The organism is Pontibacter arcticus (assembly GCF_003284895.1).
Classification (GTDB): domain Bacteria; phylum Bacteroidota; class Bacteroidia; order Cytophagales; family Hymenobacteraceae; genus Pontibacter; species Pontibacter arcticus.
The window spans coordinates 545,661-567,793 of the sequence record NZ_QMDV01000003.1; the positions used below are offsets into that span (position 1 = coordinate 545,661).

A 22,133-nucleotide genomic window follows, 5' to 3' on the forward strand; every position below is an offset into this window, starting at 1 on the left:
TAAATGCCCGAAAGAATTATTTTTTGCTTTGTACTGCTTATCCTGCTTTTCAGTAACGTGGCTGTTTTCGCTCAATCCAAAGATATGTTGGCGGGTACTGTGCTGCAGCCAGATGGTAAAAAAGTAATTCCGGGGGCAGTGGTTACGCATCTCCGGGATGGGAAAAGTATACTGGCAAATGAGCAAGGCAGGTTTCTGATAAAAGCTGCAACCGGGGATTCGGTGTTGTTCCGGGCTATTGGGTATAAGCCTTTGTTGTATGTCCGGAGCGCCCCTTTAAAACAAGGCGAATTGGTACAAGTTGTGTTGCAACTGGATACAGTGATGCTGCGGGAAGTAGAAGTAATAGCGCTTCCCTCTTTGCGTGAACTTCAGCAAGTAAAGTATGAGCCGCGCAGTAACGTGAAAAATCCGGGGTACATACCGCCGCCTGAGCCGAAACCAATTTTGCCTACCCCTGCAGCTGGCAGCCCGATCGGGGCGCTCTACAATGTACTTTCAAAAGAAGCAAAAGAATTAAAGAAGCTCAAAAAACTACAAACCCAGCAAAAAGCCGACGAACAAGAGAAGGCACAGGAAGAATACAATAAGTTTTTTAAAGACAGCAAAGGCTTCCAGTAACCGGCATTTATACGTGCCTTAATTACACAGCTTTTTCAAATACACATCGGCATCTTTCAGTCCCAGCGTTTTCGCTTTCGACCAATCTGAGCAGGCAGCTGCTTTTTCGTTCAGGTTATAGCTGGGTGCGCCCCGGTTATAATACGCTTCGGCATAAGCTGCATCCAGCGCAATGGCTTTGGTATAATCTGTAATGGCGCCACGGTAATCCCTTAAACCATAACGGGCCAGGCCGCGGTTGTTATAAGTGCGGGCATCTTTCGGGTTGAGTTCGGCGGCTTTGTTAAAATCAAGGAGGGCGCTTCGGTAATCTTTCAGGTTATAGCGGGAAAGGCCACGGCTAAACCAAGCTTCGCTATACTTAGGGTCGAGGGCAAGCGCTTTAGTGAAATCTTCGATAGCACTGCGGTAATCCAACAGGCGGTCTTTGGCTACGCCCCGGTTAGTCAGTGTTTTTACGTGGTCAGGGTCTGTTTTCAGTACTTGGTTGTAGGCCTTAATGGCTTCGGTGTACTTGCCGGCCTTAAATTTAGCATTGCCCTGCAGGAAAAAATCCTTGGCGGTAGTCTGGGCCGAAACAGAAAAAGAAACGCAGAGATAAAGTATAAACGGTAAAAGTTTTTTCATGCAAACGGGGCTAAAAGTTTACTTGGAGGGTGCAAAAATCAGAAAGCCAAGGCTATGATAAAAGTGTTACAGTAACTTTTGTGTGATTTTGCAGAATGTATTTTATTTTATCTTGCTATAGTGCCAGTATATTGCTTTGCCTGCCGGTTTTGTGAAGTGGGGATTATCGCTTAATTTTGCTTCGCAACTTAAAAAAGAGACTATGGCTTTAAAATATGATTTAGTAGTGCTTGGTAGTGGCCCGGGCGGTTACGTGGCAGCAATCCGTGCCTCACAGCTAGGTTTAAAAGTAGGTGTGATCGAGCGCGAGTCGTTGGGCGGTATCTGCCTGAACTGGGGTTGTATTCCTACCAAAGCCTTGCTAAAAAGCGCAAACGTTTTCGAATATATCAACCATGCTGCTGATTATGGCATTACGGTAGGCGATGCTTCCGTAGATTTTAACGCTGTTGTAAAACGCAGCCGTGGCGTAGCCGATGGCATGAGCAAAGGCATCCAGTTCCTGTTCCGCAAAAACAAGATCGATGCGATTATGGGGAACGGAAAGCTGGTAGGCAAAGGCAAAGTAGAAGTAACTGACGCCGAAGGTAAAAAAGACATTGTAGAAGCAGACCATATCATCTTGGCAACAGGTGCCCGTTCGCGCGAGCTGCCTAACCTGCCGATCGATGGCAAGAAAATAATCGGTTACCGCCAGGCGATGGTGCTCGAGAAGCGTCCGGAAAGTATGGTAGTAGTTGGTTCAGGTGCGATCGGAGTGGAGTTTGCTTACTTCTATGCCACAATGGGTACCAAAGTTACGATCGTGGAATACATGCCGAACATCGTGCCGGTAGAAGACGAAGAAGTATCGCGCCAGTTATCCAAGTCGTTCCGAAAGGCTGGCATCAACATCATGACCGAAGCATCGGTGGAGGCTGTGGATACAAGCAGCGATCTGTGCAAAGTAACTGTTAAAACTGCCAAAGGCGACCAGATTCTGGAGGCAGAAGTAGTGTTGTCAGCAGTTGGTATCCAGACGAACCTGGAGAATATCGGTCTTGAAGAACTGGGCATTAACGTGGATCGTGGCCGGGTATTGGTAGACGAGTTCTACAAAACAAACGTGGAAGGTGTGTACGCGATCGGCGATATCGTGCCGGGCCCGGCGCTGGCGCACGTAGCATCAGCGGAAGGCATTATTTGCGTGGAAGCGATTACAGGACACAATCCGGAGCCGTTAAACTATGGCAACATACCGGGCTGTACGTATTGCTCGCCTGAGATAGCTTCGGTTGGTTTGACTGAGAAAGCGGCCAAAGAGCAGGGCATTGAAATTAAAGTAGGCAAGTTTCCGTTCTCGGCATCTGGTAAGGCAAGTGCGGCCGGTGCAAAAGACGGTTTCGTGAAAGTGATCTTTGATGCCAAGTATGGCGAGTTCCTGGGCGCGCACATGATCGGTGCCAACGTAACCGAGATGATTGCGGAAGTGGTTGTTGCCCGTAAACTGGAAACGACCGGCCACGAGATCATCAAAGCCGTGCATCCGCACCCAACCATGAGTGAGGCTATTATGGAAGCGGCCGCTGCTGCTTACGGCGAAGTAATTCACTTGTAACGTATAAAATCAAAGTATAAAAAAGGTTTGGCTGGTACCCGGTCAAACCTTTTTTGTTTTCAGGATACTTGTTCTGTATGCTGCTTAAACTAATCCGGGTTCCGGGTGTCTGTAACAGTAGCGGCAAAGACCTGGTAAAGTTTAAAGTATAAATATGCCAGGCGATTGAGTTTTTTCCTTCAGAATAAAAAAAACTATACTTTCTTTGAGTAAATTACATCCTTTAGTAGTAGGTACGGAAGCGTGCTTATACCTTTGCGAAGGTAATTTCAGGCAAAGGGCGGCAAACCTACTGCTTTTCAGGAGCGTAATTATACTTATAAAAATGCGGTTTATACTTGGTACCCTGTAAGAGACCTGAACTTAATACAAACTGAATCTCTTTTAATAAAGAAACCTGATTTACAAGGGCGTGTTCTCTCATGTACCGGTGAGTTTTGTAATCATACTTTTACAAACAAAATATGGCCCACAAAGGCAAGATCAAATTTGTAAGCAAAGACAAAAGCTTATTTTTCCCGACACTCCGTAAGCGTGTAGACGCCTACTTCGAAGAAAACAACATTCCTAAAACTGGCAACACCACCATGGTTGTAAAAAGCGTCGTGCTTATACTTGCCTATGTGTTGCCGTTTATCTTTTTGCTGGTTTTCACGCCGGCTTTTCCTGCCAGTATGATCTTGTGGTTTATTATGGGCCTGGGCATTGCCGGAATTGGCATGAGCGTGATGCACGATGCCAACCACGGGGCTTACTCGCCGAGCAGAAAAGTGAACGACCTGATGGGTTATACCTTGAACCTGGCTGGCGGCTCTGCCTTTAACTGGAAGCTACAGCACAACATACTGCACCATACGTACACCAACGTCATCGAAATGGATGAGGATATACAGGACAGGCTGGTGCTGCGTTTTAACCCGCATACCAAGGTTAAATTCTTTCATAAAATACAGTGGTTATATGCTTTCTTGTTTTATGGTTTGCTGACCCTGTATTGGGTCCTTGCCAAAGATTTTGTTCAGTATTTCCTGTTCCTGAAAAATGGCGTTAACCCGAACTCGCCGCAGCAGAACAGAACTTTTATGATGAAGCTGATCGCTATGAAAGTGCTTTACTTCTTCACCATTTTTGTTGTGCCTACTGTGTTTTTCGGTATTCCTTTTCTGCAGATTTTGTTAGGTTTCCTGTTGATGCACTTTGTAGCCGGGATTATCCTGACGGTGGTTTTCCAGTTAGCGCATACGGTAGAGGGCACCAGCCACCCGAGGCCAAATGAGCACGGCACCATCGAGAACGACTGGGCAATCCATCAGTTAAATACAACGGTTAATTTCTCGCGTAATAACAAGTTTATTTCGTGGTATGTAGGCGGCCTGAATTACCAGATCGAGCACCACCTTTTCCCGCGCATCTGCCACGTACATTACCCGGCCATTTCGGGTATCGTAAAAGAAACTGCCGAAGAATTTAACATCCCGTACATGGAAAACGAGACGTTCGGGCAGGCTGTAAAGTCGCATATTAACACGTTGCGCCGTTTCGGTAAATTACCTAACATGAACGAAGCCATCGGGTAAGTTCATACTTTATTTATCATAAAAAGCCGGCTGCAGAAGTTTATACTTTAGTAGCCGGCTTTTTTGTGGTTTATACTTTATGGAACCTTCTAAAGTAACTTTAACTTGGGAATTGGTTAATTTATGTCTTTGCTGGCGTAGCTTCTTTCTGGCTTAATAGAGATGTTCTTGTGGTATAATTGGCTTTTTCGCTCCAAGTCCGCTGGGACTCGTTCTCGGGCATCGCGCTGTTTACTTGAAGCTTGCCGGGGGTAGGGGCCCTCTATTCGCTGCGCTGCGGGCTGCCACTGGCGTGGCACCGCAACAATTAAAAGGCGCTCAACCCAAGAACTGGGATAGGTTTTTCTACCAAAGTATTAATTATACTTCTGCTACAAGCATTAGACATTGGCCAGGTGCATATTGCCGACAATTCGCTGTTTGAGCGTCAGCGAGTTTCGAATTGTCTTGATTCTTTTGCTTACTTTTCTCATCAAGGAGAAAAGTGAGGCCCAGCCGGCGAGGCGAAAAAACCAGCTATAAAACAAATGCTTTCTAAGCTAAGAAAGGAATTGCAACGCCATAAACATATCCTAAGCTTAAGTTAAAGTATAACTTTAAAACATCCAACAGCATAAGCTAAGCATCCTCAGAAGTATAAATAGGATATAGCGAAACTTAAAGTTATCTTTGTAACTAATTACCCCTCTTTTGTCCCCTATAGAACCATAGTTCTGTTTAAAGGGTTGATGAAGATACGGACAGAAAACTGGCGTCAGGTAGTACATCAGCAATGTTCTTCATCGTAAACAAGCAGCCTTAAAAACAACAGGCTGCAAATCAACAAAATCAATTAATGACATTCGAAAATTTAAACCTGATTGAGCCTATCTTAAACGCTCTTCAAACCGAAGGATATACCAAACCAACTCCAATACAGGCACAGGCCATTCCTTACATATTGCAACAACGCGACATTTTAGGTTGCGCCCAGACAGGCACTGGTAAAACAGCCGCCTTCTCTATTCCGATCATTCAGTTATTACACGCGCAGCCTGTTAAAGGCAACCGCAACATCCGGGCTTTAATTTTAACGCCAACCCGCGAGCTGGCCATCCAGATCGGCGAAAGCTTGGCGGCTTACGGCAAGAACACCGGCCTGAAACACACCGTTATTTTTGGTGGTGTATCGCAGCATGCGCAAACACAAGCTTTGCGTGCCGGCGTGGATATACTGGTAGCTACGCCGGGCCGTTTGCTCGATCTGATGAACCAACGCTTTATACACCTGCAGCACCTGCAATTGTTTGTGCTGGATGAAGCAGACCGTATGCTGGACATGGGTTTTGTGAACGATGTACGCAAAGTGCTGAAAGTGTTGCCTGAGAAAAAACAATCGCTGTTCTTCTCGGCTACGATGGCACCTGAAATTATGAAACTGGCTGATACGATCCTGGTGAACCCGGCGAAAGTAGAAGTGACGCCAGCAGCCACAACCGTTAACTCGATTAAGCAAGCGGTATATTACGTTAAGAAATCAGACAAGAAAAGCCTCCTGATCCACTTACTGAAAGAAGGCTCTATAGACCGTGTCCTGATCTTTACACGCACCAAGCACGGCGCCGACCGCGTAGCAAAAGATGTGAATAATGCGGGTATGCAGGCCGAAGCCATCCATGGCAACAAGTCGCAGAATGCACGCGTTAGGGCTCTCGAAAACTTTAAAAGCAGCCGTACCCGTGTATTAGTTGCCACAGATATTGCCGCACGCGGAATTGATGTAGACGACCTGGCACACGTTATTAACTACGAACTGCCAAACGAGCCGGAAACGTATGTACACCGTATTGGCCGTACAGGTCGTGCAGGTGCATCGGGTACAGCACTTTCTTTCTGCGATGCAGAGGAAACTTCTTATTTAATCTCAATCCAGAAACTGATCTCCAAGTCGGTTCCGGTAATTGATAACCACCCGTACCCGATGACGGCAAAAGATTTTGCAGCAGCAGCTTCTACCGTGAAAGAGAAAAAACGCGGTGGCGGTAATGGCGGCCGAGGCAACTGGGGCAACAAACCAAGAACCGAAGGCAGCAGCAATGGCAACAGAAATGCGAGCACCGGCAGAAGTTCTTCAAACGGAAACAGAAGCACAGGAAGCAGCAACAATGGCGAGCGCCGCTGGAGCAACAAACCAAAACCTAGCGTTGCTTAATTACTAGCAACCTACTAACCATAAAAAAGGCTACTCTATAAATGAGTAGCCTTTTTTCGTTTAGGATGTTAAACCTTACAATTGGTGTTATCTGTTATCTTTATCTTTATAGCCTTCGTAGCGTTTTCTGTCTTTTTTCTTGTCTTTTTTACGGCCAACTGCGCCACCAACTACGGTACCTGCGGCTGCACCAACTACGGCACCACTGGTACCACCAACAGCTGCTCCGGTTGCAGCACCTGCCGCGCCACCTATTGCAGCCCCTTTTGCTTTTCTGCTCCAGCCATCACTGGCACAACTGCCCAGTATAAAAACTGTAAGCATCATTGTTATGGATAATTTTATATTTTTCATAGTCTTATCTGATTAGTGTGATTCTGTAAGAATACGGAAAATTAAACGTGGAAGTTGTGTTAAGCAGGTTTTGCAGCTGTATAGTCAGGTTTATAAACTTTTTTATTATTGAATTGTTAATATGAGTTTATTATTATAATGCAAATTTCTGTAACCTGCATAGGTATGGTTTCGGAATGAAGAACAGCAACATAGAAAGTATAAAAAAGGTTAACGTATAAACTGTTGTTCTGGACAGATATAAACAAATCGGAAGCAGCAGCGTATTCCCTCTCTTTTATTACCTTTGAAAATATAGTAGCTTTAATCTGATGCTTAATATCCGCATACTTCCCTGTTCCGAATCCGACCTTTATACGTTACAAGATATTGCCATAAACGCCTACGGCGATCATTACCTGCATCTGTGGCATGATGGCGGCGCGTGGTACATGGAAAAATGTTTTAGCGATGCTACCCTGAAAAGCGAACTGCAGGACGATACCGCAGCGTTCTTTTTTATCTATGCTGATCAGGAACTGGTGGGTTACCTGAAACTTAACCTCAACAAAGCGCTGAAAGGGTTTGATGCAAAAGATTGCCTCGAACTGGAACGCATTTACTTAGTTAAGACCGCTACTGCAAAAGGGATAGGCGCAGAAGTGCTTAGCTTTACGAAAGCATACGCAGAGGCCCGGCAAAATAAGCTGATCTGGCTCAAAGCTATGGACACAAGCCAGAATGCCATCGATTTTTATACCCAGCATGGGTTCAGGCATTACAGCACCCACCAACTTGATTTTGAGCAAATGAAGCAGGAATACCGGGGCATGGTCATCATGAAACTCGAGCTGTAACCGTATTTATACTTTCATACTTTTCTCAGATCAGGAATTATAATGCCAACTATTCCGGATGTTGGTTGTTACCTCATCGTGCTGTTACGTTTCCTGAAAATCGGGTAAACCTTCTGGGTTATACTTGCGGTGCAAATTGCCGGATACAAAAAGCTAATCAAAGTATACATGATAGAGCCAACATTGGATGTATTGATTGTGGGCGGCGGACCGATTGGGCTGGCTTGTGGCATCGAAGCGCAAAAGGCTGGTTTATCGTACCTGGTAGTGGAAAAAGGCTGCCTGGTTAATTCGCTTTTCAATTACCCGCTCAACATGACGTTTTTCTCTACCGCCGACAGGCTGGAGATTGGCGGCCATCCGTTTCCTTCGATCCATGCCAAGCCAAACCGTGCCGAAGCCCTGGAATATTACCGTCGCGTAGCCGATGCCAAAGCACTAAGTATAAATTTGTTTGAGGAAGTAGAATCTGTTTCAGAAAGCGAGCAGTTTTATACGATAACTACAAGTAAAGCTACCTACCGGGCGCGGCATATTGTGTTGGCTACCGGCTTTTATGATATCCCGAATATGCTGGGCGTGCCCGGAGAGGAGTTGCCTAAAGTAAAGCATTATTATTACGATCCGCATTTTTATTATAAGCAGAAAGTGGTGGTGATCGGGGCAAATAATTCGGCGGCCGATGTGGCCCTGGAAACCTGGCGGAAAGGGGCGGATGTAACGATGGTAGTACGCGAACCGCAACTTGGCAACATAAAATACTGGACCAAACCCGACCTCGAAAACCGGATATCAGAAGGAAGTATAAAAGCCTACTTCAGCGCGCACCTCAGCGAAATAAGAGAACTGGAAGTGGATATCCAGTCACCAGCAGGAAAAGTAACCATAGCCAATGATTTTGTAATGGCCATGACGGGTTATAAACCAAACTTTAACTTGCTGCAGAAAGTGGGCGTTACTTTATCTGCTGATAACCGCATGCACCCAACGTTTAACCCGGACACCATGGAAACAAACAAAACCGGCGTTTACCTGGCGGGCGTAGTATGCGGCGGCATGGATACCCACAGCTGGTTTATCGAAAACTCCAGGGAACATGCCGTAAAAATTATGCATCATATCAGCACCAACGTATAAATTTATACTTTAACGATGCTGTTCTGGCGGGCACGGCTTACCAAGTATACACCAGCAAAAATGAGGAGTGCATATAGGCCTTTTTCCAGCGTAAACACATCTTTGCCAAAACCCACCGCAATAAAAATAGCCAGCAAGGGTTGCAAATACATGTAAATACCCACCAGCGACGGACTCGCAAATTTTAAAGCCCAGGCATTGAGCAGGTAAGTCAGAAACGTAACAGCCAGCACCATAAACAGCAACGCCAACCACACAAACGTAGGAAACGAAGTATAATCCGGGGTTTGCAGCTGTTGATACCCAAACGGAATAACCACCACAGCCCCCACGGCAAAAATGCGGCTCACAATAGTAATGGCTTTATACTTTAACATCAGCGGTTTTACCAGCACCAGGTAAATGCCGTAACTGATCGCGTTCAGGATAATGAGTAAGTCGCCGAGCCAGTGGCCGGTTGTGCTGCTGCTTGCCGAGTTGTTGATCAGAAGAAACGCACCTAAACATGCCACGCCAATGCCCGTTACTTTGCGCCAGCCAACGCGCTCTTTCAGAAGTATAGCCGAGAAAACTACCACAGCCACCGGGCCCACGATCATCAAAAGTGCCGCATTGATAGGCGCCGTTAAATTAAGTCCGCCAAAAAAGCAAAGCTGGTTAATGGCAATGCCCGTCAGGCCGCAAAGGACAGACCGCATATTATCGCTCCAGCCCACAATTTTTTCCTTTACCAGGAGCTTCGAGAGTATCCCAAAAAACAGCGCCGCCGACACCACCCGGATCATGATCAGGCCGAACGGACCGATATATTCCGGCATTACTTCTTTGGCCACACTAAAATTGGCTGCGTAGATCAGGGCAACCAGAAAGAGCGAGGCGTGTACCTGTATTTGTTTACTCATGGGTACAAAAGTAGTATGTTTTTATGGAGTGCCGTATAAGTACCAAAATCAATTTGTAATCCATTTGTAAAGTATAAAATGAACCAACTCCCCCTCACAGTCAGAAGGTCGATAGAACTGATGGGCCTTTTCTTTTTAGGCTGGATAATTGTGCTGGCAAGCGACCTGCTGGCTCCGCTGCTGATGGCTTTTTTTATCAGTATCATGTTGCTGCCGCTGTATCGGTTCCTGGTGAGACGAAAGCTGCCCGACGGGCTGGCAATTGGCGTTAGTTTATTGTTAATGGCTGTGGTAGTGGGGCTTATCGTCTGGTTTTTTTCGTCCCAGATCAGCAGCCTGATTACGGATTTCCCGGTGATACAGAAAAACGTGACCAACCACTTAACGGCCCTGAGCAGTTGGGTAAGTACTAAAACTCCTTTCTCTACACAGGAGCAGTTGCAAATTATAAATGACCAGAGCAGCAAGGTACTGAACTATGCCGGCGGTATGCTGAGCGGCGCTGCTACCTCGGTAACGGGCATCTTTATTTTCCTGGGATTATTGCCTATCTATATCTTCCTGATGCTTTTTTACAAGAACCTGTTGCTGCGTTTCGTCTTTTTCTGGTTCCCGACCGAAAACCACGAAAAGGTGGAAGAAGGCATGCGCGAAATGGAAGTCATCATTAAAAGTTACCTGTTCGGGTTGCTTATCCAGGTGTCGTACATGACGGTTTTGCTGGGCGGTATACTGCTGATATTAGGTATAAAGCATGCATTGCTGATCGGGGTTATTTTCGCTTTCCTGAACCTGATTCCATACGTAGGGGCTTTGCTCGGCAACCTGATTGGTGTGTTGCTTACGCTGGCTTCGTCTCCAGAATTAGGGCCTATTTTTATTGTGTTGGGTACGATCACGGCTGTTCAGTTTCTGGATAACAACATTCTGATGCCGCGCATTGTAGGTTCCAAAGTAAAGATAAATGCGCTGGCTACAATCGTGGGCGTGCTGGTGGGCGGCGAGCTGGCCGGTATTTCTGGTATGTTCTTATCGCTGCCGATTATTGCAGTGCTGAAAGTGGTGTTCGACCGAAGTGAGCAGTTTAAGCAATGGGGCGTTTTATTCGGGGAAGAAAGGCCTAACCGCAGCCCGATGGAAGTACCTGCCCTGCGGGAAAAAGACGAAGTTGTGCAAGACCAACTGGAGCGCGAAAACGAAATTGACCCGACCGATCGCTCCTCAAAAGTATAAAGAAGGGAATCAAGTAAGCGTTACCACTTTCAGTACAAATAGGTAACTTTGTTTGAACGGATACCTGAGAAAGCCCATTACAAAACAAATGAACCACCCGAATATACCGCTTGCCGAGCGCATGCGCCCCCACAACTTAGATCAGTATTACGGCCAGCAGCATTTGGTTGGCCCGACCGGTATTTTACGGCGCTACATCGAAGGCGGCGTGATACCAAGTATGATTTTGTGGGGCCCGCCCGGCGTTGGCAAAACCACCCTCGGTAATATCATCGCGAACCAGATGAAGGTACCGTTTGTGGCCCTCAGTGCGATAAATGCAGGCGTAAAAGATATTCGGGATGTAATAGATCAGGCCAAGAAACGGCAGGGCACCGTGCTGTTTATAGATGAGATTCATCGTTTTAACAAATCGCAGCAGGACGCGTTGCTTGGCGCAGTAGAAAAAGGGACCGTTACCTTAGTGGGCGCTACCACCGAGAATCCTTCCTTCGAAGTGATCTCCGCTTTGCTCTCGCGTTGCCAGGTATACATTCTGAAACACCTCAGCAAAACCGAACTGATCGAGCTGGTAGATAAAGCGCTGGCCCAGGACGAATGGATGCGCCACCGCAACGTGCGCGTGCAGGAGTATGAAGCGTTGCTAACTATTTCGGGAGGCGATGCGCGTAAACTTCTGAACCTGCTCGAGATTGTGGCCGAAGGGGTGAAAGGCGAGGAAGTAGTGGTTACAAATGAGCTGGTAAAACAGGTAGCGCAGCAGAACATTGTGATGTACGATAAGTCGGGGGAGATGCACTACGATCTGGTTTCGGCTTTCATCAAATCCATCCGCGGCTCCGATCCGAATGCAGCTGTTTATTGGCTGGCCCGCATGATCGAAGGTGGCGAAGATCCTAAATTTATTGCCCGCCGGTTGCTGATTGCCTCCTCCGAAGACATTGGCCTGGCCAATGCCAATGCCCTGCTGATGGCTACGTCATGTTTCCAGGCAGTGCAGATGATCGGGTACCCCGAAGCGGAAATTATACTTTCGCAGTGTACGGTTTACCTGGCCACATCACCCAAAAGCAACGCTTCTTACAAAGCCATCAAACAGGCCCGGCAACTGGTGCAGCAAACCGGTAATTTGCCTGTGCCGCTCCACCTGCGCAACGCGCCAACCAAACTGATGAAAGAAATAGGCTACGGCAACGATTACAAGTATGCCCACGACTACGAAGGTAATTTTGTGCAACAGGAGTTTATGCCCGATGGCCTTAGCAGCACCGCTCTCTACAAACCCGGCCAGAACGGCCGCGAAACCGAAATGCTCAAACAACTGCAAGGCCAGTGGGGCAAAAAGTATGGATACTAAAAGAGTTATGAGTTACGAGTTCTGAGTGTCGATTTTCCTGCCGTTGTTGGTGTTTTCACTAACAACTATACTTTCATCTGCAAGCGCACCGTAATTTCATAATCTGAGTTAAGGTCTGAAAGTATAAATGCTGTTTCTATTAGTCTGTTTACATAAATCCATACTTTGTTAACTTTCTAACGCTTTAACTTCCAAACTTTCTAACTCAAAACAAGCTTTGTCTATGAAAAAGGTTCGTTAGTCGAATACACCTGCAACGATTGAACTATACAACCTAAATTTGTTTATTATAGTACCACGGGCGCTTTTTCCCGGTGAGTAACCCTTTGTACCTTAACCCAAAACTATATGTTAAATTTTCTGAAGTATGTGCTGGCTACTATTATTGGCCTTCTCATATTCTTATTTATCACGATGCTGCTCCTGATCGGGATTGCTGCCAGCTCCAGTTCTTCCGACGAAATTACGGTAACCAATGGCTCTGTGCTTGAACTGAAATTTGACAAAGCCATTTCGGAGCGCGAACCCGAAAATCCGTTTGGCGAACTTGGTTTCTCGTTCGGTTCTTTCACCAGCACCGATGGCCTTGATCAGATAAAAGCCACTATCCGCAAAGCCAAAAACGACGAGAACATCGAAGGTATTTTCCTGAACATGGGCATGATAGATGCCGGTATGGGCAAGCTCGAAGAAATTCGTAACGAGCTGATCGACTTTAAAAAGTCTGGCAAGTTCATCGTTTCGTACGGCGACATGACAACTGAAAAAGGCTATTACCTGGCTTCTGTAGCTGATAAAATCTACCTGAACCCACTGGGCGCTTTGGAGTTTAACGGCATGAGCTCGGAAGTATACTTCTTCAAAAACATGCTGGAGAAGCTCGATATCAAACCGCAGATTTTTAAAGTAGGCGATTACAAAAGTGCGGTAGAGCCTTTCTTTTTAGATAAAATGAGCGAAGCTAACCGGGAGCAGGTAACCTCTTTCCTGAATTCGATCAACGATTACCAGCTGCAGAACATCGCCAAAACCCGCAAACTGAATTACGAAGAACTGAAAAAAGTGTCTTCTGAAATGCTGGTGCGTACGCCCGAAGATGCTAAAAAGTATAAACTGATAACTGATGTCGGTTACTACGACCAGGCACTGGATTACATCAAAGCCAAAGCGGGTATAGCCAAAGACAAAAAACTGGAACTGATATCGTTCAGCAAGTATAAAAAAGCAAAAGGAGAATCAGAAGGCAACAGCTCTAAAAACCGCATCGCTGTAATTTATGCCGAAGGCGACATTGTGGATGGCGAAGGCGGAGAAGATAACATAGGCGGCATGCGCTACGCAGAAGCGATCAGACAGGCCCGTTTAGATGATAAAGTAAAAGCTGTTGTGTTGCGTATCAGTTCGCCGGGCGGCAGTGCCCTGGCATCGGATGTAATGTGGCGCGAAATCCAGTTAACTAAAAAAGTGAAGCCTATTATCGCTTCTATGTCTGATGTGGCGGCATCCGGCGGATATTACATGGCGATGGGCTGCGATACCATAGTGGCACACCCCAACACCATTACCGGAAGTATAGGCGTATTTGGTGTGATCCCGAATATACAGGGCTTCCTGAACAACAAACTGGGCATTACCGTGGATAACGTAAGTACCGGCAAGTATTCGGATGTGCCTACCATTTCGCGCCCAATGACCGCATTGGAGGGGCAAGTGATCCAGAACCAGATCGACCAGATCTACGAGACCTTTACCAGCAAAGCAGCGCAAGGCCGCGGCATGACCCAGGATAAACTGAAAACGCTGGCATCCGGCCGTGTTTGGTCTGGCGCCGAAGCCAAAGAGCGCAACCTGATCGACCTGTACGGTGGCCTTGAAAAAGCGATTGAAGTTGCCGCAGCTGCTGCCAACATCAAAGACGATTACCGTATCAAGGAGCTTCCGCGCCGTAAATCTTTCTTCGAAGAAATGTTTGGTGCCAGTGGCTCGCAGGTAAAAGAGCAAGCTGTGAAAGCAGAACTTGGTCAGTTGTACCCATACTACAAACTCTACAAAAAAGTAGAAAATATGAGCGGCGTACAGGCACGCTTGCCTTACGAACTGACCATCCAATAAGTATAAACTTTGTCCTGGCTCTGGCTGAGCCATACTTTCAAAACAAAAACTGCCGCAGCTGTCAAAGAGCTGCGGCAGTTTTTGTTTTATAGCCGCGCTATTTTTCGCAACTTGCCGGTGTTAAACAGAAAAGCATAAACCATGATGCAGCAACTACAGGATACAGCCGCCTACATACAAAGCCAGACAGATAATTTTGAGCCGGAATTCGGGATCATACTGGGTACAGGCCTGGGCGCACTCGTAAATGAAATCGAAATAAAGTATAGCTTGTCTTACAGCGATATTCCGGATTTTCCGGTTTCTACGGTAGAGAGCCACTCGGGCAGGTTGATCCTGGGTTTACTGGCTGGCCGTAACGTGATCGTGATGCAGGGCCGCTTTCATTACTACGAAGGCTATACCATGGAGCAGGTTGTTTTTCCGGTACGCGTGATGAAGTTGCTGGGCGTTAAGAAACTGTTTGTATCGAATGCCGCCGGTGGCCTGAACCCCGCTTTCAATACCTCCGACCTGATGGTACTGACCGACCACATTAACCTGCAGCCAGGCAACCCGCTTATCGGCAAGAACCTGGACGAAATGGGGCCGCGTTTCCCGGATATGAGCGATGTATACGACGAGCATATGATCCGGCAGGCGATGGTAATTGCCGAAGATGCTGACTTTGATCTGCGCGAAGGTGTGTACGTAAGTGTGCCCGGCCCGATGCTCGAAACAAAAGCAGAATACAAGTACCTGACTATTATCGGGGCAGATGCCGTTGGCATGTCTACGGTGCCGGAAGTAATTGCGGCGCGCCACATGAATATGCCTGTTTTTGCTGTTTCAGTGATAACCGATATGTGTACGCCGGACCGTATAAAGAAAGTAAAGCTATCTGATATTCTGGAGGCAGCCGCCATCGCCGAACCCCGCATGACCATGCTGATCCGCGAGCTGATCAAGCTGCAATAAACGGCTTCTGATTAAGCGCATTTTAGCTGCCCTTGCTGCGTGTTTTCACCAGCAAGCACTAAAAGACAGAAGTATAGTTGTCGGTGAAAACACCAACAACGACGGGTATGAAGTATAAAAAAAGGCTGTACGTTACTGTACAGCCTTTTTTTATACTTTTACATTAACCTCTTTGTGCTTGCTGGTGAAAACACGCAGCAAGGGAGCTAAATTAATTTCCTTGAAAAATCTAAACAACTTAGTTTGGAAATTGATTACCCAGCATCTCAACCAAGTATAACTTTTACCTTGTCAGGATCACTCTTTTCCGGTCGAGGGCGATGTTCGTAAAAATGCCGATACCGCCCTGCACCGAAGACCTGATCAGCGATGGCTGTGCAAACGGGTTGCCATTTGCATCTTTTGCTTCGTCTACGGAGTTCAGGTATTCGTAATAAGCGGGCTCCAGGTGGAACAGCGAAACGATCAATGTATCGCCTTCTTCATAATCATAAGCAGAGCCCACGCTTATTCTTTTGCCATTGGTGAGGTTATCGTTTAAGTTAAAGTCGCGGTCTGATCCGGAAGAAAGGCTGTCGCGGTGGGTCATGTACCGGTAATAATTCACAGCATTCGGATCGTCCTGGAAGCTCATCAGCAAATATGCTTTGTTTTTGTCGTTAAACTTCCATTCAACCGCTTCGATAGGCACTACCGGTAGCACTTTTGTAAAACCTGATAATTTGCGCCCCGCAGCATCTGTTACCCGCAGTTCAAATACATCGCCTGGTTTGGTACTTACAATATCACGGGAAGAATGGGTAAAATAACGGCCACTCGCTTCGTGCAGAACCGGCCGGTAAGTTAAATTTAGCGGGCGTCCATTTTTAAGGATGGTAACCTGCGCGCTCGGAACCAGCGGGGGCACAGGCGCATCAAAATAGCCGGAACTTTCAAGTACGGTTGCCCTGTAGGGCTCGCCGGGCACCAGGTAGCATTCCACTACCAGTTGGGGCGTATGGTTGGGTAAATCTACGTCAATATCTTTTTCAAGATTGCAGCTACAAAGCAAAAGCAGGCCCAGCAAGTATAAAATCTGCTTCATCAAAATTTAAAGTTATAGGTTACCGATGGTATGACTGGGAAAAGAGACACTTGTTTAGCCTGAAAGCCGGTGATGCGTTCTTCGTTCTGCGGGTCTTCTTTGGCCTGCTCGAAGTACACAAAGTAGGGGTTGCGGCGGTTATAGGCATTGTAGGCACTAAAGGTCAGGTCAGCCTCACCGCGTTTTGGCTTAAGCTTTAACACCAGCCCAAGATCTAATCTATGATAGGAGGCAAGCCGGAAACCATTGCGTTCCGTAAAAATAGGGACGATGGTAGGCGATTTACCTTCCACATCCTGAAAAGGAAAACGAGCGACCGGCAAAGAAAAAGCATTGCCGGTGCCGTATACGAAAGCGCCTGTCAGGCTGATGCGTTTGTTTAACTGGTGCAGCACAACCAGGTTGATGTCGTGGCGGCGGTCATAGCGAGTCGGGAAACGGTTTCCATTGTTGATGCCTTCAAAGGTGCGGTATGTCCAGGAGAGGGTATAACCCAGCCAGCCGGTTGTGCGGCCTTTGATTTTTTCGAAGTAAATCTCGTTACCGTAGCTTTCCCCTTTCCCGAACAGGAATTCCTGTTCAATGTTATCGTTCACAAAGAGGTTGGCTCCATCCCGGAAATCGATCTGACGGCGCATCCATTTATAGTATACTTCGTTTGTAACCAGGAATTTGCCGTCTGCAAACAGCTTGCTTATACCCGCGGCTACCTGCTGCGAGCGCTGTGGTTTAACGTAACCCGTAGATGGATACCAGACGTCGGTAGGCAGCGAAGCACCCGAGTTGGCAACCAAATGGACGTACTGCATCATATTGGCATAGCTAGCCTTTATACTTACAGTTTCGGATAGGTTATACTTGGCAGAGGCGCGCGGTTCCAAGGCTGTAAACAGTTTGCCGTTGTTCACGAAACCTGAAAAACGCAGGCCATAGTTAAGCGAGAGGAACGGGCTCACTTCAAAATCATCGGAAGCATACACGCCAAATTCGGTGCCTTCGTAATCGGAGCCGGCGCTAAAATCCTGGTCCGGGTTTTCTGCAGAATTAAAGTTTAACCGGCCTACTGTAAAGCTGTGCTGTATGGCCTTAGCCCCAAACCTGACCGTATGGCCGCCATCCAGAAATAGATCGAAATTGCTTTCCAGGGTATAATCGAGGATGTCGGACGTAAGCGAAACATTGAAAACATCGAGCTTGTTATCAACCGTGTATTTGTAACCGGTCGTGCTGAGCATGGTATTGGCATACAATCTATCCGAAAATTTATGTTGCCAGCGCAACGAGGCCATCGTGTTTCCCCATTCAAAGCCAAAGGCAAAATCATCATCGCTGAAACTAAAAAAATCTCGCCCGTAGTAGCCGCTGAAGTATAAATTGTCTTTGTCGCTGAGCTTATAATTTAACTTGGCATTGAAATCGTAGAAATAATAATCCGGAATAGGGCTGTAGTCTTCTTTGTCTTCGCTGATGCGGTTGAACTGGCGTGTAAAAACATCCACATACGTGCGCCTGCCCGAAAGTATAAACGAGGATTTGTCTTTCACCAAAGGGCCTTCTACGGTTAGCCGCGATGAAATAAGCCCTAAACCACCCGAAACTACCAGGCTGTCCTTGTTTCCTTCCCGCAGTTTTACATCTACCACCGAAGAAAGCCTGCCGCCGAATTCCGCCGGAAAACCTGCTTTGTACAGTTCTACATCTTCTACCGCATCGGGGTTAAACACACTAAAAAAGCCAAACAAATGCGAAGGGTTGTAAATAACGGCATCGTCGAGCAAAACGAGGTTCTGGTCCGAACTGCCGCCGCGCACATACAAACCCGATGCGCCTTCGCCACCGGATTGTACGCCGGGCTTCAGCTGCAATGTTTTAATCAGATCCACTTCCCCGAAAAGGGCCGGCAATAGTTTGGCTTCGCGCGAGCTCAGGCGCTCTACGCTCATGCGGTTATCGTTTAATTTTTGCGTGAGGGAGTTGGTTTCGACTTCTACTTCCTGCAACTGGTTGCTGGCTGGTTGCAGGCTCAGGTTCTGGCGTTGTGCATTGCTGCTTACCGTAATGGTACGCGCAAGCGGCTCAAACCCAATATACGTTACCTGCAAGGTATGATCACCAGCTGGCAGGTTTACACTATAGGCACCCACCTGGTTGGTTATACTTCCTGCCTGCAAACCGGGCACCGCTACCGTTGCGCCCACCAGTGCCTCGCCGGTGGTTGCAGAGGTAACAGTTCCGCTGATGCGGTACGTAGTCTGGGCAAGCGCCGGACGCTGGACTGCACACACCAGCAAAAGCCACGCTAACAGGTGCAGCACATACACTGAATAAGACTTTTTAGAGATGAGTTGCAGCAAAATCAGAATAAAAGTATAATGGGTTAACCCTTGTGCAGATAAACACTGCTGGTCAGGGTATTGTTTAAGCTAAGGAATGGTAATAAAGTAAACAAAGCACCAAGTATACTTACGGTTTAGTGGGAAAGGTTAGTTTGCCCTATCCGCTGCTAAATATACTTTTATCAACGCACACTTTTCTGTAAACCCTCAGATTTATACTTCCCTGCTTGTGTATACTTACTTGTTTAACCAGGCAGCCTGTAATTGTTTTTGTGCCGGCGTAGCAGCCGGGTTTATTTCCAGTACATGCGGTGCCTGGCGCTCTATACGCGTTACTCTTCCTTTCAGCTTCTTCTTTTTGAGGCGGCCTTTGCTGTTTTTACGTTCAACTGTGATCGTGATCTTCTCGCCCGGGGTCATGGCCTGCAGCTCTTCCCCGATCAGGGTGGTTACATTTTCCAGGGTAATATCCTTTTTGTTTAACTGCAGCAGCACATCGCCTTCTTTAAAACCCATGCGTTTACCGAAGGCATCCATTTCCGATACATCCTCAATTATAATTTTAGTGTTATCCTGATTGAGGCCAGGTGTAAAACCGCCGTAAGAGATAGCTGTTGCGTTTGCAACCGGCTCGTATCGTATCCCCACTTTCCAGAACGCCTCTTTTAACGGAAGCGGCTCATTGCCTTCCACGTACCGCGCAAAAAAAGTACGGATCTCGGGGTAAGTGATCTCAGCGATCTTATCAAAAAGCTCGTCGTCTTTAAAGGCTTTCTGTTTGCCGTATATTTTGGAAAGGTCCAGCATCAGGTCGCGCAGGCCGTACTTGCCACCAGACTTTTCGCGTAGTTCAATATCTAAAACCAACCCGATTAAAGCGCCTTTCTGGTACACGTTGCCATATTCTTTTTCATAGGTATCGAGTACGTTGGCGCTCATTTCAGTAAAAGGCAGGGTATCGTTGTAGCTGGTTTTGGCTGTTATAATATGCTCGCGCAACTTGCCCAGGTATTCGTTCAGGCCGTACAGGTTTTCGTAAATCTGTACGTGGCTGGCAAAATACTCGGTTACGCCTTCGTAAAGCCACAAATGCTTCGACATTTTAGGGGTGATGTAATCGAAGTTACCGATCTCCTCGGAATGTATGTTAAGTGGGGTTACGATATGGAAAAACTCGTGCGCGGCCACATCGCGAATGGTACTGCTAAACTGCGATGCCGGCATTTCCGGTAAAAAGTATACCGAAGAATACGAATGCTCCAGTGCCCCGAACGAACCGGATTTGCCTACTTTTTCGGGTACGTAGATCAGGAAAGCATACTTTTCGACGGGCAGCGTGCCACCGAGATATTTACGTTGCGCTTCCAGGATATCCTGTATGTTGGCAGCAATAGGGCCGGAAGTAACACGCCCGGACGGCGAGTAAACTGAAACCAGCACTTTGGTTTTGCCCATATCCAAGACAGTTGTATCCGGTTTGTTATACATGAGAGGCGAGTCGGCCAGATCCATGTAATTAGAGGCCATGTAGGTATCGGAGGTGGCGGTGCTGGTAGTGGCAATAAGCGGAGTGGAGCCGTAAAAGCCCTGCGGTTTGGTAATGGTCAGCTCGTAAGGCAGCTGTTTCATATCAGAAAAATAGCCGATAAAGCCGAACGTGTTCAGAAGGAAGTTCTTGCCTTCTTCGATGTTGGTGCCGCCCGGTTCAAAAACCACATCTTCGCGTTTCTGGGCATCAAAGGTATCGTCGGTCCAGTACGTGATCTTATCCAGTTTGGTGGCATTGCTGATCTGCCAGCGGTTGGTGTCCAGCTTTTTAACCGGAAGCGGCTGTCCGTTTTTATCGAGCGCAGTAAAAGCAGTTACAAACTTCCCGAAATCTGAAACGGAATAAGTGCCGGGCACAATTTTGGGCATGTTGTATACAATTTCCGGTTGGCTGATTGCCGGTGCTTTTAACGTAACCTGTAGCCTGTCGTCTTTTACGTTGGTCAGGTTCAGGTGGAAACTATACTTCTGAGTGGCAGTTTGCTGCGCTATGACTGGAGTGAGCAAGTATGAATTCAGGCTAAGCGCTAGCAGTAAAAGTGCTTTTGATAAGGTCATGGAGCGTGGTTATGATGATCAACTCTTGTAACAAGTATTAAGCCAGCAGGCGCTAGTACTCCTGCCTGCAAAACCCTGTAGCAACTTGTTTATACTTTAAAGGTAACGGCTAAGGCTATAAACTGTGCTGCTTTTCGACAAGCGACGCTTTTTTGTAGATAAACAAGTTAGCAGGGCTGTATGCAAAATAACTTCGCACGCCACCGGACTGAAAAATATAACCCGATCTACCCTTGTTTATAGCGTATAAACGGAAACCTTAAATGTACTGCTGTATAACTTTGGACAATTGCTGCGCCGGCATAGCTCCCGACTGCCGCCATACTTGCTGGCCCTTATGGAAAAGTATAAACGTAGGTACACCCTGCACCCGGAACTGGTTTGCCGCTGCTTGGTTTGTATCGATGTTCACTTTCACAATTTTCAGCTTGCCGTTATAGGCATCGGCCAGTTGCTGTACTACCGGATTCATGGCTTTGCAGGGGCCGCACCAGTCCGCATAAAAATCAACTAAAACCGGCATGCCCGGGCTGTTTATAATTTCTGTAAACGATTTCTTAGCCATAACTTCTTGTCTGCTTCTGAGGTGTTGTTACCTATACGTACGTGTATTCCTGCTTTTGGTGATAATGCGTTGCGGGTGCTTGAATAGGCCTGCGTTTATACTTCCAGAAATAAAAAAGGAACAAGTTTATTTTAAATATAAAATATCATATATTTAGGAGTTTATAACTATTTAGCCAGACAATACATGTCAAAATTTGAAACAACGCAGGGCGGGCAAATTGACCTAAGCCTTGCCGCCGAATGGACAGCCAATTACAGAAGAGAGAATGCAGCTAACGAAGGCCTTGTAGGAGATACGAAAGCACATTTCTTTGGCCGCGACATTATCCAACAGATACTGGATCAGGAAAATTGTGCCGGAATTACAATGTGTCATGCATTAGACGAAACGGGTGCTAAAAAACTTATACTAGTGGGTACTACTGAGGATGGCGTTTCTATGGAAGATGGCATTATCGCAGATTTTGCTCGCCCATGCCCTCCGAGTTGTGCATCAGGTGCATTGCTTAACGGCTTAGACTAAGTGTGCTGACCTATTA

At 46.9% G+C, this 22,133-nt stretch carries 18 protein-coding genes; 11 read left to right on the plus strand and 7 right to left on the minus strand.

Annotated elements, in window-relative coordinates; all coding sequences use genetic code 11:
* Positions 1-3 precede the first annotated feature (3 nt).
* The gene (locus DP923_RS11870) at positions 4-621 is read left to right on the plus strand and encodes a peptidase associated/transthyretin-like domain-containing protein (RefSeq protein ID WP_112306068.1); all 618 of its coding nucleotides are present in this window, start codon (positions 4-6) and stop codon (positions 619-621) included.
* Positions 622-639: 18 nt separating this feature from the next.
* Here DP923_RS11870 and DP923_RS11875 read toward each other — a convergent pair whose 3' ends face one another.
* The gene (locus DP923_RS11875) at positions 640-1,248 is read right to left on the minus strand and encodes a tetratricopeptide repeat protein (protein WP_112306069.1); all 609 of its coding nucleotides are present in this window, start codon (positions 1,246-1,248) and stop codon (positions 640-642) included.
* A 202-nt stretch (positions 1,249-1,450) separates the two neighbouring features.
* Between DP923_RS11875 and lpdA the strand changes: the two genes are divergently transcribed.
* From lpdA to DP923_RS11890, 3 genes are all read left to right on the plus strand, one after another.
* Positions 1,451-2,845 (plus strand): dihydrolipoyl dehydrogenase, encoded by a 1,395-nt coding sequence (gene lpdA / locus DP923_RS11880; RefSeq protein WP_112306256.1) that lies wholly within the window; start codon positions 1,451-1,453, stop codon positions 2,843-2,845.
* Positions 2,846-3,309: 464 nt separating this feature from the next.
* Positions 3,310-4,422, plus strand: a complete 1,113-nt coding sequence (locus DP923_RS11885) for a fatty acid desaturase family protein (RefSeq protein WP_112306070.1) — start codon at positions 3,310-3,312, stop codon at positions 4,420-4,422.
* 835 nt (positions 4,423-5,257) lie between these two features.
* Positions 5,258-6,613: a DEAD/DEAH box helicase gene (locus DP923_RS11890; protein WP_112306071.1), complete on the plus strand. Its 1,356-nt coding sequence runs from the start codon at positions 5,258-5,260 to the stop codon at positions 6,611-6,613.
* Between the two features lie 87 nt (positions 6,614-6,700).
* On the opposite strand, the gene DP923_RS11895 is transcribed toward DP923_RS11890, so the two are convergent.
* On the minus strand, positions 6,701-6,967 hold the full coding sequence (locus DP923_RS11895) for a glycine zipper domain-containing protein (RefSeq protein ID WP_207801970.1): 267 nt from the start codon (positions 6,965-6,967) through the stop codon (positions 6,701-6,703).
* Between the two features lie 311 nt (positions 6,968-7,278).
* On the opposite strand from DP923_RS11895, the gene DP923_RS11900 reads away from it, so the two are divergent.
* Complete coding sequence (locus DP923_RS11900) at positions 7,279-7,803, plus strand: GNAT family N-acetyltransferase (RefSeq protein WP_112306072.1); 525 nt, start codon at positions 7,279-7,281, stop codon at positions 7,801-7,803.
* Positions 7,804-7,971: 168 nt separating this feature from the next.
* A complete protein-coding gene (locus DP923_RS11905) occupies positions 7,972-8,940 on the plus strand; it encodes a YpdA family putative bacillithiol disulfide reductase (protein ID WP_112306073.1) in 969 nt (322 codons plus the stop codon).
* Positions 8,941-8,942: 2 nt separating this feature from the next.
* Here DP923_RS11905 and DP923_RS11910 read toward each other — a convergent pair whose 3' ends face one another.
* Positions 8,943-9,842, minus strand: coding sequence for a DMT family transporter (locus tag DP923_RS11910; protein ID WP_112306074.1), 900 nt, complete (start codon positions 9,840-9,842; stop codon positions 8,943-8,945).
* A gap of 78 nt (positions 9,843-9,920) precedes the next feature.
* Between DP923_RS11910 and DP923_RS11915 the strand changes: the two genes are divergently transcribed.
* The 4 genes from DP923_RS11915 to DP923_RS11930 all read left to right on the plus strand — a co-directional run bounded on the left by DP923_RS11915 (position 9,921) and on the right by DP923_RS11930 (position 15,501).
* A complete protein-coding gene (locus DP923_RS11915; protein ID WP_112306075.1) occupies positions 9,921-11,075 on the plus strand; it encodes an AI-2E family transporter in 1,155 nt (384 codons plus the stop codon).
* Between the two features lie 88 nt (positions 11,076-11,163).
* A complete protein-coding gene (locus DP923_RS11920; RefSeq protein ID WP_112306076.1) occupies positions 11,164-12,432 on the plus strand; it encodes a replication-associated recombination protein A in 1,269 nt (422 codons plus the stop codon).
* A gap of 348 nt (positions 12,433-12,780) precedes the next feature.
* A complete protein-coding gene (gene sppA / locus DP923_RS11925) occupies positions 12,781-14,544 on the plus strand; it encodes a signal peptide peptidase SppA (RefSeq protein WP_112306077.1) in 1,764 nt (587 codons plus the stop codon).
* 141 nt (positions 14,545-14,685) lie between these two features.
* Complete coding sequence (locus DP923_RS11930; RefSeq protein ID WP_112306078.1) at positions 14,686-15,501, plus strand: purine-nucleoside phosphorylase; 816 nt, start codon at positions 14,686-14,688, stop codon at positions 15,499-15,501.
* Between the two features lie 283 nt (positions 15,502-15,784).
* Here the strand turns inward: DP923_RS11930 and DP923_RS11935 are convergent, their stop codons facing one another.
* The 4 genes from DP923_RS11935 to trxA all read right to left on the minus strand — a co-directional run bounded on the left by DP923_RS11935 (position 15,785) and on the right by trxA (position 21,592).
* Entirely contained in the window at positions 15,785-16,585 is an 801-nt protein-coding gene (locus DP923_RS11935; protein WP_112306079.1) for a DUF4249 domain-containing protein, read from the minus strand.
* Positions 16,585-18,939: a TonB-dependent receptor gene (locus DP923_RS11940; protein ID WP_239021019.1), complete on the minus strand. Its 2,355-nt coding sequence runs from the start codon at positions 18,937-18,939 to the stop codon at positions 16,585-16,587. Before DP923_RS11940 ends, DP923_RS11935 begins: the two co-directional genes overlap by 1 nt.
* 219 nt (positions 18,940-19,158) lie before the next feature.
* The gene (locus DP923_RS11945; RefSeq protein WP_112306080.1) at positions 19,159-21,027 is read right to left on the minus strand and encodes a M61 family metallopeptidase; all 1,869 of its coding nucleotides are present in this window, start codon (positions 21,025-21,027) and stop codon (positions 19,159-19,161) included.
* Positions 21,028-21,286: 259 nt separating this feature from the next.
* Positions 21,287-21,592 (minus strand): thioredoxin, encoded by a 306-nt coding sequence (gene trxA, locus DP923_RS11950; protein WP_112306081.1) that lies wholly within the window; start codon positions 21,590-21,592, stop codon positions 21,287-21,289.
* Between the two features lie 186 nt (positions 21,593-21,778).
* On the opposite strand from trxA, the gene DP923_RS11955 reads away from it, so the two are divergent.
* Positions 21,779-22,117, plus strand: coding sequence for a hypothetical protein (locus DP923_RS11955; protein WP_112306082.1), 339 nt, complete (start codon positions 21,779-21,781; stop codon positions 22,115-22,117).
* Positions 22,118-22,133 lie beyond the last annotated feature (16 nt).